Origin of the sequence: Enterobacteriaceae endosymbiont of Plateumaris braccata, from assembly GCF_012563325.1 — a bacterium.
In the GTDB taxonomy this organism is placed as follows: domain Bacteria; phylum Pseudomonadota; class Gammaproteobacteria; order Enterobacterales; family Enterobacteriaceae.
In genome coordinates this window covers 328,684-343,072 of the sequence record NZ_CP046232.1, presented here as the reverse complement: position 1 = coordinate 343,072, position 14,389 = coordinate 328,684, and the positions used below count along the sequence as shown (strand labels likewise).

The 14,389-nt window shown below is 20.4% G+C and carries 9 protein-coding genes and 3 tRNA genes; 10 read left to right on the top strand and 2 right to left on the bottom strand.

Translation table 11 applies throughout. The annotated features are described in order from the left end of the window. Window positions 1–16: 16 nt before the first annotated feature. Both pnp and GJT80_RS01650 read left to right on the top strand, forming a co-directional pair. A complete protein-coding gene (gene pnp, locus GJT80_RS01655) occupies window positions 17–2,107 on the top strand; it encodes a polyribonucleotide nucleotidyltransferase (protein WP_168867652.1) in 2,091 nt (696 codons plus the stop codon). A 332-nt stretch (window positions 2,108–2,439) separates the two neighbouring features. After that, a complete protein-coding gene (locus tag GJT80_RS01650; protein ID WP_168867651.1) occupies window positions 2,440–4,095 on the top strand; it encodes a DEAD/DEAH box helicase in 1,656 nt (551 codons plus the stop codon). A gap of 263 nt (window positions 4,096–4,358) precedes the next feature. Here GJT80_RS01650 and pgi read toward each other — a convergent pair whose 3' ends face one another. Continuing rightward, window positions 4,359–5,987, bottom strand: coding sequence for a glucose-6-phosphate isomerase (gene pgi, locus GJT80_RS01645; protein WP_168867650.1), 1,629 nt, complete (start codon window positions 5,985–5,987; stop codon window positions 4,359–4,361). A gap of 193 nt (window positions 5,988–6,180) precedes the next feature. Here pgi and GJT80_RS01640 point away from each other — a divergent pair, with 193 nt between their 5' ends. Next, a complete protein-coding gene (locus tag GJT80_RS01640; protein WP_168867649.1) occupies window positions 6,181–6,954 on the top strand; it encodes an alpha/beta fold hydrolase in 774 nt (257 codons plus the stop codon). Window positions 6,955–6,978: 24 nt separating this feature from the next. Continuing rightward, entirely contained in the window at window positions 6,979–7,485 is a 507-nt protein-coding gene (fldA, locus tag GJT80_RS01635; RefSeq protein WP_168867648.1) for a flavodoxin FldA, read from the top strand. Window positions 7,486–7,544: 59 nt separating this feature from the next. Here the strand turns inward: fldA and glnS are convergent, their stop codons facing one another. Beyond that, on the bottom strand, window positions 7,545–9,215 hold the full coding sequence (gene glnS / locus GJT80_RS01630) for a glutamine--tRNA ligase (protein WP_168867647.1): 1,671 nt from the start codon (window positions 9,213–9,215) through the stop codon (window positions 7,545–7,547). 109 nt (window positions 9,216–9,324) lie between these two features. Between glnS and GJT80_RS01625 the strand changes: the two genes are divergently transcribed. From GJT80_RS01625 to leuS, 6 genes are all read left to right on the top strand, one after another. Beyond that, window positions 9,325–9,398: transfer RNA gene (locus GJT80_RS01625), tRNA-Met, on the top strand. Between the two features lie 11 nt (window positions 9,399–9,409). After that, window positions 9,410–9,492: transfer RNA gene (locus GJT80_RS01620), tRNA-Leu, on the top strand. 22 nt (window positions 9,493–9,514) lie between these two features. Further along, window positions 9,515–9,586: transfer RNA gene (locus tag GJT80_RS01615), tRNA-Gln, on the top strand. Between the two features lie 65 nt (window positions 9,587–9,651). Continuing rightward, window positions 9,652–10,992 (top strand): tRNA (N6-isopentenyl adenosine(37)-C2)-methylthiotransferase MiaB, encoded by a 1,341-nt coding sequence (gene miaB, locus GJT80_RS01610; protein ID WP_168867646.1) that lies wholly within the window; start codon window positions 9,652–9,654, stop codon window positions 10,990–10,992. A gap of 71 nt (window positions 10,993–11,063) precedes the next feature. Then, on the top strand, window positions 11,064–11,516 hold the full coding sequence (ybeY, locus tag GJT80_RS01605) for an rRNA maturation RNase YbeY (RefSeq protein ID WP_168867645.1): 453 nt from the start codon (window positions 11,064–11,066) through the stop codon (window positions 11,514–11,516). Between the two features lie 289 nt (window positions 11,517–11,805). Continuing rightward, on the top strand, window positions 11,806–14,358 hold the full coding sequence (leuS, locus tag GJT80_RS01600) for a leucine--tRNA ligase (protein WP_168867644.1): 2,553 nt from the start codon (window positions 11,806–11,808) through the stop codon (window positions 14,356–14,358). Window positions 14,359–14,389 lie beyond the last annotated feature (31 nt).

Here is a 14,389-nt window from a genome sequence, read left to right as displayed (position 1 = left end):
TTTAAGGATATTTATTTTGTTAAATCCAATTATTCATAGATTTCAATATGGTAATAATATTGTAACTATTGAAACAGGAATGATAGCACGACAAGCTACTTCTGCAGTAATGATAAGTATTGATGATACAACTGTTTTTGTTACTTTAATGGTAAATGAAAATATAAAATCAGATCAAGATTTTTTTCCATTATCTGTAAATTATCAAGAAAGATCATATGCAGCTGGACGTATTCCAGGTTCTTTTTTTAGAAGAGAAGGCAGACAAAGTGAAGGAGAAATATTAACTTCTCGTTTAATTGACAGATCTATAAGACCGTTATTTGTAAAAAATTTTTTCAATGAAGTTCAGATTACTGCGACTGTTATGTCTGTAGATCCATCTATTTACCCTGATATAGTAGCTATTATTGGTACATCAGTTGTTTTATCTTTATCTGGTATACCATTTAATGGACTTCTTGGTAGTTCAAGAGTTGGATATATTAATAATCAATATGTTTTAAACCCTACTACAGAAAATATGAAACATAGTCAATTAGATTTAGTTGTTAGTGTTACTAAAAATGAAATTTTAATGGTTGAAGCTCAAGCTTCTTCATTAAATGAAGATCAAATATTAAATGCAATAATATTTGGACATAATAAACAACAAATATTAATAAATAATATTCAAAAATTTATAGATAAAAATAATAAAAAGCATTTTGAATGTAAATTTACTAAAATTGATAAAGAAATAGAAAAAAAAATTATTTTTCTTTCTAAAAAATCTTTAAAAAATGCTTATTCTATTAAAGAAAAGAAAAATAGAATTAATGAAATTAATTCAATTAAATTAAATATAAATACATTAATACAAACTGAATACAATAATATTTCTAATAATCATATTAATGGAGTTTTTTATGAATTAGAAAGAGATATTCTTAAAAAGAAATTATTTAATGATGATTTACGTATTGATGGACGAAAACATGATATGATTCGTGATTTAGATGTACGTACAGGAATATTACCTCGTACTCATGGTTCTGCTTTATTTACAAGAGGTGAAACACAATCTTTAGTTAGTGCTACTTTAGGAACAACAAGAGATGCACAAATTTTAGATGATTTACTAGGAGATAGAACAAATAATTTTATTTTTCACTATAATTTTCCTTCTTATGCTGTAGGTGAAATTGGAATATTAGGATCGCCTAAAAGACGTGAAATTGGTCATGGACATTTAGCTAAAAAAGCAATAATTCCAGTTATGCCAAATATAGAAGAATTTCCTTATACAATAAGAGTTGTATCAGAAATAACAGAATCTAATGGATCTTCTTCTATGGCATCAGTATGTGGTGCATCATTAGCAATGATGGATGCAGGAATACCTATAAAAAATGCAGTTGCTGGTATATCTATGGGATTATTTAAAAATAAAAATAATTTTATTATATTATCAGATATATTAGGTGATGAAGATCATTTAGGAGATATGGATTTTAAAGTTGCTGGAACATATGAAGGAATTACAGCACTACAAATGGATATTAAAATTGCTGGTGTTACCTATGAAATAATTAAATTAGCATTAATTAAAGCTAAAATAGCTAGATTACATATTTTAGAAATTATGAAACAAGTAATTTCCTTACCTAAAAAAAATATATCAGAATTTGCCCCTAGAATACATACTGTAAAAATTAATCCAGAAAAAATTAAAGATATGATAGGTAAGGGAGGATCTGTGATTAGAGCTTTAACTGAAGAAACAGATACAATTATAGAAATTGAAGATAGTGGTATTATTAAAATAGCTGCTAAAAATAATTCACAAATTCAATTTGCTATTCGTCGTATAAAAGAAATTACAGCAGATATAGAAGTAGGTAAAATTTATAATGGTAAAGTAATACGTATTGTAGATTTTGGTGCTTTTATTGCTATAGGTAATGGTAAAGAAGGATTAGTTCATATATCACAAATTACCAATAAACATGTTACTAAAATTAGCGATTATTTAAAATTATCGCAAAAAGTTTTTGTAAAAGTTATGGAAATTGATAGACAAGGACGTATAAGATTAAGTATGAAAGCAGCTACAGAAAAAATCTAATATTAAAATAATAATTTATAAAATTATTATTTATAATAGATAATAATAATTATTTAATAATAATTATTATTTAAATAATTATTATTTAAATCAATAATAATTATATTATCATTTAATTTTATATTAATAATTTGAAATATTTGTGATTATGTTTTTATTTTTAATAACATAATTACAAATTATATTTTCAATTTTATTATTTTGAATATAAAAATTGTTATTTTATAAATTAATATATTTTTACAAAATAATTTATTTTTCATTATTTATTAAAAAAATAGTTTTTATTTATATTTTTTTTATATTATAAATTTAAGAGGCATGTGTATTACATGACTAATGTTGAAATTACTTTCGCTAAACTGGGTTTAAATAATTATCTCTTAAAAGCATTAAATACAATAGGATATATTAAACCATCTCCTATACAAAAAGAATGTATTCCTCCTTTACTTTTTAAAAAAGATGTATTAGGAATAGCACAAACTGGAAGTGGTAAAACAGCAGCTTTTTCTTTACCATTATTACATAATATTAATGTATCTAATAAAAATACTCAAATTTTGATTTTAGCTCCTACTAGAGAGCTAGCAATGCAAGTGTCAAAAGCTATATCTTTATTTAGTAAATTTATGATTGGAGTACATGTATTAGTGTTGTATGGAGGCCAATCATACAGTATTCAATTAAGAGGATTAAGATTGGGACCACAAATAATTGTTGCTACTCCTGGACGTTTATTAGATCATATAAAAAGAGGTACTGTAAATTTATCAAATTTAAAAAGTTTGGTTTTAGATGAAGCAGATGAAATGTTGAGAATGGGTTTCATTGAAGATGTAGAGTATATAATATCTATTATACCTAAAGGATATCAAATTGCATTATTTTCTGCAACTATGCCAATACAAATTAAAAACATTACAAAAAAATTCATGAATAATCCTCATGAAGTTAAAATAGCATCAAATATTAATACTATACCAGACATTAATCAAAATTATTGGACTGTTTATGGAAGGAAAATAGATGCTCTTAAAAAATTTCTTGAAACTGAAGATTTTGATGCAGCGTTAATTTTTGTACGTACTAAATATGCAACTATTGAAGTTTCTGAAATACTAAAAAATTCTGGTTATAATAGTGCAGCTTTAAATGGAGATATGAATCAAAAAATTAGAGAACAAACATTAGATAAATTTAAAAATGGTAATTTAGATATTTTAATTGCTACTGATATTGCTGCAAGAGGATTAGATGTAGAAAGAATATCTTTAGTTATCAATTATGATATTCCAATAGATGTAGAATCTTATGTACATCGTATAGGAAGAACTGGACGTGCTGGAAGAACAGGGAAAGCTTTAATGTTTGTAGAAAATAGAGAAAAAAGATTTTTAAGAAATATTGAACATAAAATAAAATTTCATATTTCAGAAGTATCTTTACCTAATGCTAGGTTATTAACAGAAAAAAGACTAATAAAATTTGGTATAAAAATAAATAAACAATTAGAATCTAATGATTTAGATAAATATAAAATAATTTTATCTAAATTACAATCTAAAAATAATTTAGATCAAGAAAAATTATCAATAGCTTTATTAAAAATTGCACAAGGTCTCAGACCTTTAATTGTGCCTCCTGATCCTATCTTTACTCAAAAAAAGATATTTTATAATAAACAATCAAGATTTATTAAATTTAATAGTAAATTAAAAAATAAAAATATTATATATAAAAAAAAATATAGAAATAAAAATAAAGATATGAAATTATATAGAATAAATATTGGCAAAAAAGATGGCGTTGAAATTCGTCATATTGTTGGAGCTATGATTAATGAAGGAGAAATTAATAGTCATTATATTGGTAATATAAAATTATTTTCTTTATATTCTACAATTGAATTATCTAAAGTTTTAAATAAAAATTTTAAAAAAATTAGAATTTTGAATAAAATTATATATATAAAATCATTAAACTAAAATTCTAAATTAGAATTGATAATATTTTAATAAAAATAAATTAATTTTTAAAAAGATTATTAATAAATTTAATTCTCAATAATATTATATTTTTATATATAAAAATATAATATTATTAAATAGTTTAAAAATTTTTAATAGTTTTTTAAAAAAAATTCTTTAATTTTTTTTAAAAAATCATTAATATTATATTTTTATGATATAGATAAATTTTTATAAAAATTTAATTTATTTTAAAGTTTTTATTTTAAATAAATATAAGATTAATTTAATTTATTAAATGATTTATAAAAATTTATTAATCCATTAGTTGAACTATCATAATTAGTTGTTTTTTTAATATTATCTAAATCTGATATTAATAAATTAGCCATTTTTTTTCCTAATTCAACTCCCCATTGATCAAAAGAAAAAATATTTAAAATTACTCCTTGCATAAAAATTTTATGTTCATATAAAGCAATTAATGATCCTAAATTATGTGGTGTTATTTCTCTTAAAAAAATTGAATTGCTAGGATGATTACCTGAACATAATTTATATATATTATTTTCTATATTTATACTAATATCATTTTTATTACCAAAAGCTAATGCTTGTGTTTGTGCTATATAATTAGATATTAATTTGTTATGATAATTATTTAAATAATTATGAGTAAGTATTGGTGCTATAAAATCACATGGAATAAATTTTGTACCTTGATGTAACATTTGAAAAAATGAATGTTGACTATTAGTACCTATATCACCCCATATAATTGGACTAGTTTGATAACTTATTATTTTACCATTTCTATCTATAGATTTACCATTAGATTCCATATTTAATTGTTGTAAATATTTTGGAAAATACCTCATATAATAATCATAAAGTATTACTGCTTCTGTTTCTGATTTCCAAAAATTATTATACCAAATACTTATTAAAGACATGATAATAGGCATATTATATCTAATAGGGTTATAAAAAAAATGATTATCCATTTTCTCTGCACCTTTTAATAACTTTTGAAAATTATTAAAACCAAGAGATAATGATATTGGCAAACCTATAGACGACCATAAAGAAAAACGACCACCTATCCAATCATATAATGGTAATATATTATCCTTATTTATTCCAAATTTTTGTGCATAATTAATATTAGCTGTTACAGCAATAAAATGTTTTGCTACATTATCATTAAAATTTATATTAAAAGTATTTTCTATAAACCATTCTTTTACACTTTTTGCATTAGAAATAGTTTCTTGAGTAGTAAAAGTTTTAGAAGAAATAATAAATAAACTATTTTCTGGTTTAATTTTTTTTAAAACATCTAGTAATTGATTACTGTCAATATTTGATATAAAATATAATTTTAAATGATTTTTATAAGATTTTAGTGCTTCTGTTACCATTAATGGACCTAAATTAGATCCTCCAATACCTATATTTATAATATTTTTTATTGTATGATTTTGATATCCTTTCCATTTTCCTGAAATTATATCATCAGAAATCTGTTTGATTTTTTTTAAATTAATAATTATATTGTTATATATATTTTCATTATTTAAAAAAGTACTTGTGCTATATTGATTACGTAATGCAATATGTAAAACTGGTTTTTTTTCTGTTATATTAATATCTTCACCATAGAACATAGAATTAATAGCATTATTATAATCAGTTTCTTTAGCTAAATTAATTAAATTTTTAATTGTTTCTTCATTAATTATATTCTTTGAAAAATCAAAAAGAATTTCGTTTTCAAAATTGATAGAAAATTTAGAGAATCTTTTTTTATCTTTTTTAAATAAATCAGTAAGTGTTATTTTTTTCATTTCTTGAAAGTGTTCTGCTAATATTTTCCAAGAAATTGTTTTAGTAGGATTTATGTTTTTCATAAAAAATATTATTTTTTTAATTATACGTTTTATTATGTGAATTAAATAATATTTTAATAAATTTTAATATTTTTATATTTAATAATAACTTAATATAATTAATATATAAATATTTATTTATTTTTAAAATAATATATATTTTAATATATCTTATATATTTTAAAATTTTAATTTAAATAGAATAAATTATAATATGATTCTAAATTACTCCATTATTCCTATAAATAATTTTAATCCCAAAATACATAGAACTATTATTACAATTCACGGATTATTTGGTAATATATGTAGTCTACATTATATTGCTAAAATTTTAAATAAAAAATTAAAATACAAAATTATTGAGATTGATGTAAGAAATCATGGTTTATCTCCTACTAATAATAGTATGGATTATATAATGATGGCTCAAGATATTTTAGATACACTTAAATATATTGGTATTAAAAAAAATATTATTATTATAGGACATTCTATGGGTGGTAAAATTGCTATGATTATGACTAAATTAATTCCTAATTACATAAAAAAAATTATTATTCTTGATATAGCTCCTGTTCATTATTATTTTAATAATAAAAATATTTTTTTTATATTAAATAAAATTAATAAATTAAAAATATTTACTAAAATAAAAGCTTTTGAAATAATGAGTTTTTATATAAAAAAAAAACATATAATTAAATTTCTTTTAAATTCTTTTTCTAATGGTGAATGGAAATTTAATTTACCTATATTAAGTAATGAATATAATACAATATTAAAATGGGAAACAATACCTTCATGGTTAGGAGAATCATTATTTTTAAAAGGAGAAAAATCACTTTATATTAATCATATATATTATGAAAAATTATTTAATCAATTTCCATTAGCTAAAATATATAATATTTCTGCTGGTCATTTTTTACATATTGAAAAAACTAATATAGTCATAAATAAAATATTTAATTTTTGTTTGAAATAAAATTATTTAAGGTAAATAATTCATATGTCTAAAATAGGTATTTTTTTTGGTAGTGATACAGGTCATACAGAAAACGTTGCATTAAAAATTCAAAAAGAATTAGTTAACTTTAATACTAAAATTTTTGATATTTCTAAAAGTAGTAAAAAAGATATTGAAAATTTTCCAATACTTTTATTTGGTATATCAACTTGGTATTATGGTGAAGCTCAATGTGATTGGGATGATTTTTTTCCTACTTTAAGAACAATAAACTTTCAAAATAAAATTGTAGCTTTATTTGGATGTGGTGATCAAGAAGATTATGGAGATTATTTTTGTGATGCAATTAGTTTAATTTATAAAATTATTAAAAAAAATAAAGCAAAAATAATAGGATATTGGCCTACTTTAGGCTATTATTTTGAAAATACTAAAAGTTTAAAAAATAAAGATTTTTTTTTAGGATTAACTATAGATGAAGATAGACAATCTCATTTAACTTCCTTGCGTATTAAACAATGGACTAAACAAATATCTAAAAAATTTTAACTTTTAAAAAATCAATTATATTATTTAATATAATTGATTTTTTATAAATAAATTTAAAATTATATTTTAAATTTATTTTTTAATGATGTTATTTGATTAAAAATTAACATTTTTTCATTAGAATCTTTTGTGTCTAAGCAGAAATAACCTTCTCTTTCAAATTGAAATGATTTATTTTGTTTTTTTTTTAAAATATTTTTTTCAATAAAACCATTATATATTAATAATGATTTTTTATTTATAAAATTAAAAATATTATTAATATTAATATTATCAATATTTTTTTTTGTAAATAAATTATTATATATTCGAAAGATAGCTGGAATAGAATGAGAAATTGATAACCAATGAATAACTCCTTTTACATTTCGATCTTTGTTTAATTTTTTACCTAATGTATTAGAATCATAAGTACAATATACACAAATAATTTTTCCTTTATTATTTTTTAAAATTTTATTAGCTTTTATTACAAAAGAATATCTTAATCGTATTTCTTTTTTTAAGGTCAATTTTTTATTATTTTCTGTATCTTTTTCAATAAAATCTGATTTATTTATATATATTTCTTTAGTAAAAAAAATATCTCTAAAACCCATAATCCTATTATTAGGATGATTAGGAGCAATAATTTGAATTTTTTCTTTTGTCATAGGAAAATTTGTAATAATTATTTTTAAAGGTTTTAATATAGCCATAATTCTATGAGCATTTTTATTTAATTCATCTCTAATACAAGATTCAAGAGATGCCATCTCTATCATATTATTTTGTTTTGTAACACCAATACGATAACAAAATTCTTTTAAAGATGATGCAGTATAACCTCTTTTTCGCAATCCTGAAATAGTTAACATTCTAGGATCATTCCAGTTATTTATAATTTTATTATTTATTAATAAATTCATTTTTCTTTTTGAGAGTATAGAATACTCTATATTTAACCTAGAAAATTCATACTGTTTAGGATGATGATTTATACTTATATGATTAATAATCCAATCATATAATAATCTATTATCTTGAAACTCTAATGTACATAATGAATGTGTAATTTCCTCAAGAGCATCTGCAATACAATGAGCAAAATCATACATAGGATATATACACCATTTATCTCCTGTTTGATGGTGTTGAATAAATTTAATTCGATATAAAACAGGATCTCGCAAAATAATAGTTTTAGATTGCATATTTATTTTTGCTCTTAAAGATGCACTACCTTCTGGAAATTTACCTAATTTCATTTTATTGAATAATTTTAAATTTTCTTTTATACTTCTATTTCGATATGGACTATTTTTGCCAGGGATTAATAAAGTTCCTCTATAATCACGTATTTCTTCTGATGTTAATTCATCAACATATGCCAATCCTTTATTAATTAATTCTATAGCATATTTATATAATTGATCGAAATAGTCTGATGAATATTTAATATTATTTGACCATTGAAAATTTAACCAAATTAAATCTTTTTTTATAGATTCTATATATTTAATATTTTCTTTAACAGGGTTAGTATCATCAATTCTTAAATTACATTTACCATTAAAATCTTTTGCTATTGTAAAATTTAAACATATCGATTTAATATGTCCAATGTGTAAATAACCATTAGGTTCCGGAGGAAATCTTGTATATATCATACCGTATTTTTTATTTTTTAAATCATTATTGATAATTTGATAAATAAAATTATTTTTATAAGTATTATTTTTTTTATACATAAGTTAAATACCATTTTTTTATAATATAGTTCATAAAAAATATTCATTTAAAGTAATAAATTAGTTGACGTTCTAATTTTATATTTACATAATATACTTATATAATTTTAGCTACGTAGCTCAGATGGTTAGAGCACAGCACTCATAACGCTGAGGTCATGGGTTCAATTCCCATCGTAGCTATAAAAATTTTAGCGGAAGTGGCGGAATTGGAAGACGCACCAGATTTAGATTCTGGAATTATTATAATATACGAGTTCAAGTCTCGTCTTCCGCAAATTTTTGTTTTATATATTTTTTGGGGTATAGCCAAGAGGTTAAGGCACCGGTTTTTGATACCGGCATCCCTGGTTCAAATCCAGGTACCCCAGTAATATTTTTTTAAAATAACTCTTATTTATATATATTTTATATATAAAATTAATAATAAATTCTTATGTTAAACAATAAATTATATATTAAAACTTGGGGCTGTCAAATGAATGAATATGATTCATCTAAGATAGCTGATTTGATGGTAAAAGAATTAAATTGTAAACTTACTCAAACTATAAATAATGCTAATATAATTATATTAAATACATGCTCTATTAGAGAAAAAGCACAAGAAAAATTATTTCATCAATTAGGAAGATGGAAAAATTTAAAAAAAATAAATCCTAACATTATTATTGGTGTTGGAGGATGTGTTGCTGTACAAGAAGGTAAAAAAATACTAAATAGAGCTAATCATGTAGATATTATTTTTGGTCCACAAACTTTACATAGAATTCCTATGATGGTTAAAAAAATTCGTATATTTAAAAAATATTTAATTGATATTAGTTTTCCAAAAATAGAAAAATTTAATTATTTTCCATTACCAAAAAAAAAGAATATTAGTGAATTTATTTCTATAATAGAAGGTTGCAATAAATATTGCACGTATTGTATTGTACCACATACAAGAGGAAAAGAAGTTAGTAGACCTTATCAAGATATTATTAAAGAAATAAAAATTTTATCTAAACAAGGAGTTAAAGAAATTCATTTATTAGGACAAAATGTTAATGCTTATAAATATACAGATTTAGAAAATAATGTATGTAATTTTTCCGAATTATTAAGAAAAGTTTCTAAAATTAAAGATATTAAGAGAATTAGATTTACTACCAGTCATCCACAAAATTTTTCTGATGAATTAATTCAAACATATTATAAAATACCTCAATTAGTTAGTTTTGTTCATTTACCTGTACAAAGTGGTTCTAATAAAATTTTATCATTAATGAAAAGAAGATATAATATTATTGAATATAAAAATATTATAAAAAAATTAAGAGTTGTTAGACCTAATATACAAATTAGTTCAGATTTTATTGTAGGTTTTCCTGGAGAAACACAAAATGATTTTTATCAAACTATTTCATTAATATTAGATATTAATTTTGATATGAGTTTTAGTTTTATATATTCTCCTAGACCAGGGACTCCAGCAAGTAAATTAACTGATAACATTAGTGAATATGAAAAAAAACAGAGATTATATATCTTACAATATTATATCAAAAAACAAATAAAAAAAAATAGTAAAAAAATGTTAAATACTATACAAACTATTTTAGTTGAAGGAATATCACCTCAAAATGAACAATTTTTTTTCGGTAGAACAGAAAATAATCGAGTTGTTTTTTTTCTAAATAAATATAATTTTATTGGAAAATTAGTTAATGTAAAAATTACTGCTTTTTATTTATATTCATTACATGGTAAATTTATTTCTTTAAATGACAATTAATATTAATAATTTATATTAATTTAAATAAATAAATAACTTTAAATATTATATATTTATTTGGTAAATAATAAATGAAAAAAATTATATTAAATTATAATAATTATTGTAAAAATAAAAATAATTTACCTTCAAAGAATAATTTATATAATTGGTTGTATATTATTTTTAATAATTATAAAAAAAAATTTGTAATAAATGTTAGTTTTGTAGAAAAGACAATAATTAAAAAACTTAATATTAAATTTTTAAATATTAATAAAACAACTAATGTTTTATGTTTTCCTTATGAAGATTACTTATTTAAAAAATTTTTCTTAGGAGATATTATTTTATGTAAAGATATTATTGAATATGAAGCTTATATATATAATAAAAAAATAGAAGAATATTGGGCACATATGATTATACATTCCAGTTTACATTTATTAAAATTTGATCATTTTAACAAAAATAAAAAAAAAATAATGCAATTAGAAGAAATTAAGTTACTTACTATTCTTGGATATTCTAATCCTTATAAATAATTTTTTATATATAAATTTATATTATATAAAAATAATATGTAAATATTAATTTATATAAAAAAATTTTTTATTATATAAATATAATTTGATATTATTAATAATTATTTTATTTTAAAAAATTAAATATTTATATTTAAAAATTAATAATATTAAATATCTTTATTACATATGTTATTTATTTCAAATAATTTTATTATTTTTATACAAAAAATGACATATTATACTTATAAAAAACAATACTTATTTATTAATAAGTAGTCTAAATAAAATAGATAAGGTATTCATAAATATGAAAAAAGAATATTTACCTGAAGAAATAGAATTGTATGTACAAAAAATATGGGATATAAATAAAACATTTAAGGCTACTGAAGATAAACATAAAAAAAAATTTTATTGTCTTTCTATGTTACCTTATCCTTCAGGAAAATTACATATGGGACATGTACGTAATTATACGATTGGAGATGTGATTGCTAGATATCAACGTATGTTAGGTAAAAATGTTTTACATCCTATAGGTTGGGATGCTTTTGGTTTGCCTGCAGAAACAGCAGCTATGAATAATAATATTAGACCAGACGTATGGACTAATAATAATATTAACTATATGAAAAAACAACTAAAATTATTAGGTTTTAGTTTTGATTGGGATAGAGAAATAACAACTTGTCATTCTGATTATTATCGTTGGGAACAATGGTTTTTTTTAAAATTATATAATCATGGATTAGTTTATAAAAAAATTTCACCTGTAAATTGGTGTCCAATAGATCAAACTGTATTAGCTAATGAACAAGTACATAATAATCGTTGTTGGAGATGTAATAGTAAAGTTATAAAAAAATCTATTTCTCAATGGTTTCTTAAAATTACTAATTATGCTGAAGAATTGTTAAATTCATTAAAAAAATTACATGGTTGGCCACAAAAAGTTAAAACTATGCAAATTAATTGGATAGGTAAAATAGAAGGATTAGAAGTAAATTTTAATATTTTTAATAGTAATGATAAAATTCAAGTTTTTATAAAAAATATTTATTTTTATATAAATATTTGTTTTATAAAAATATTATTTAATCATTCTTTATTTTCAAAAATTTCTTATGTAAATACTAAAATTAATAATTTTATAAAATTATGTAATTTGTCATTACAAATTAATTCTATTGAAGAAAAATCTATTAACAGTGAATTATTTGCTATTGATTCAGTGACAAAAAAAAAAATACCAATATTAATTGTTAATAAAATTTCTAATCATTATGATATTCAAGCTAGTATTGGAATGCCTACACATAATAAACCAGATCTAATATTAGCTAAAAAATATAATATACCTATTATTATAAATAAAAATATAAATTTAACAATTAATAATTTTAATTATAATAAAAATAATATTCAATTATTAATACAATATTTAATTAAACATAATATAATAAAAAAAAAAAATTATTATCGCTTAAAAGATTGGAGTATTTCAAGACAACGTTTATGGGGTACACCTATACCTGTTATTATATTAAATAATAAAAAAATTCTTCCTTTAACAGAAAAAGATTTACCAATATCATTTCCTAGTAGAATATTTAGTAATAATACACAACAAAATTATAATAAAAAAATTAATGATAATTTAAATTGGTTTAAATACAATTTAAATGGCAAAAAAGGAATTAGAGAAATAAATACTTTTGACACTTTTATAGAATCTTCTTGGTATTATGCAAGATATACCTGTCCTAAAAATAATAAAGAAATGTTAAATAAATCTTCAGTAAAATACTGGCTACCAGTTGATCAATATATAGGTGGTATAGAACATGCTACTATGCATTTAATATATTTTAGATTTTTTCATAAATTAATGAGAGATTTTAATTTATTAGAAAATGATGAACCTGTAAAAAATTTATTATGTCAAGGTATGGTATTAGCTGATTCATTTTATTATATAGATCAAAATAATAAATATCATTGGATATCACCTGATAAAGTTATTATAAAAAAAAGAGATAAAAATAATAATATCATTGATGTTGAGGATAATACAGGTAAAAAACTAATATACAATGGTATGATTAAAATGTCTAAATCTAAAAATAATGGTATAGATCCAAAAAATATCATAAAAAAATATGGTGCTGATGTTTTACGTATTTTTATAATGTTTGCTGCTCCTCCTAGTATATCTTTAAAATGGAAAGAATCAGGAATTAAAGGAATGTCTAGATTTTTAAAAAAAATATGGAAATTTATATTTCAACATAATAAATTTAATTGTAATATAGAAAATATAAATAAAAAAGTTTTTTATTCAAAAATAAATTTAAAACAAAAATTGTTACAAGAATATATAAATAAAATAATAATTAAAGTTTCAAATGATATCGAAAAAAAACAAATTTTTAATACAGCAATCTCATCAATAATGTTATTAGTTAATAAAATAATAAAATATAAAATTTCTTCTTTAGAAGATCATATTATTATTCATGATGCATTAATGGTTATAATTAAAATGTTATATCCATTTACACCACATTTTTCTTTTGTATTATGGAAATATATTGGAAATAATAATGATATCGATCACGAAACATGGCCTACAGTTATTAATACTCAACTTGATATGAAAAATTCATTTAATATTGTTGTACAACTTAATGGAAAAAAAAAATATATAATAAATATACCCTATAGTTATAAAAATTCTAAAGATAATATCAAAAAATATATATTTAATCATGATAAAATATCAAAATTTATACTAAATTATAATGTAATTAAAACAATTTATATACCAAATAAAATATTTAATATTGTTACAAAAAAATAAAATATTAATAATATTTTTTGTTATATTTTTT

Bases quoted from the DNA above. Each gene is read 5' to 3' on its own strand.
- GJT80_RS01650 (WP_168867651.1), top strand. From the start codon at position 2,440: ATGACTAATGTTGAAATTACTTTCGCTAAACTGGGTTTAAATAATTAT.
- pgi (WP_168867650.1), bottom strand. From the start codon at position 5,987: ATGAAAAACATAAATCCTACTAAAACAATTTCTTGGAAAATATTAGCA.
- GJT80_RS01640 (WP_168867649.1), top strand. From the start codon at position 6,181: ATGATTCTAAATTACTCCATTATTCCTATAAATAATTTTAATCCCAAA.
- fldA (WP_168867648.1), top strand. From the start codon at position 6,979: ATGTCTAAAATAGGTATTTTTTTTGGTAGTGATACAGGTCATACAGAA.
- glnS (WP_168867647.1), bottom strand. From the start codon at position 9,215: ATGTATAAAAAAAATAATACTTATAAAAATAATTTTATTTATCAAATT.
- miaB (WP_168867646.1), top strand. From the start codon at position 9,652: ATGTTAAACAATAAATTATATATTAAAACTTGGGGCTGTCAAATGAAT.
- ybeY (WP_168867645.1), top strand. From the start codon at position 11,064: ATGAAAAAAATTATATTAAATTATAATAATTATTGTAAAAATAAAAAT.
- leuS (WP_168867644.1), top strand. From the start codon at position 11,806: ATGAAAAAAGAATATTTACCTGAAGAAATAGAATTGTATGTACAAAAA.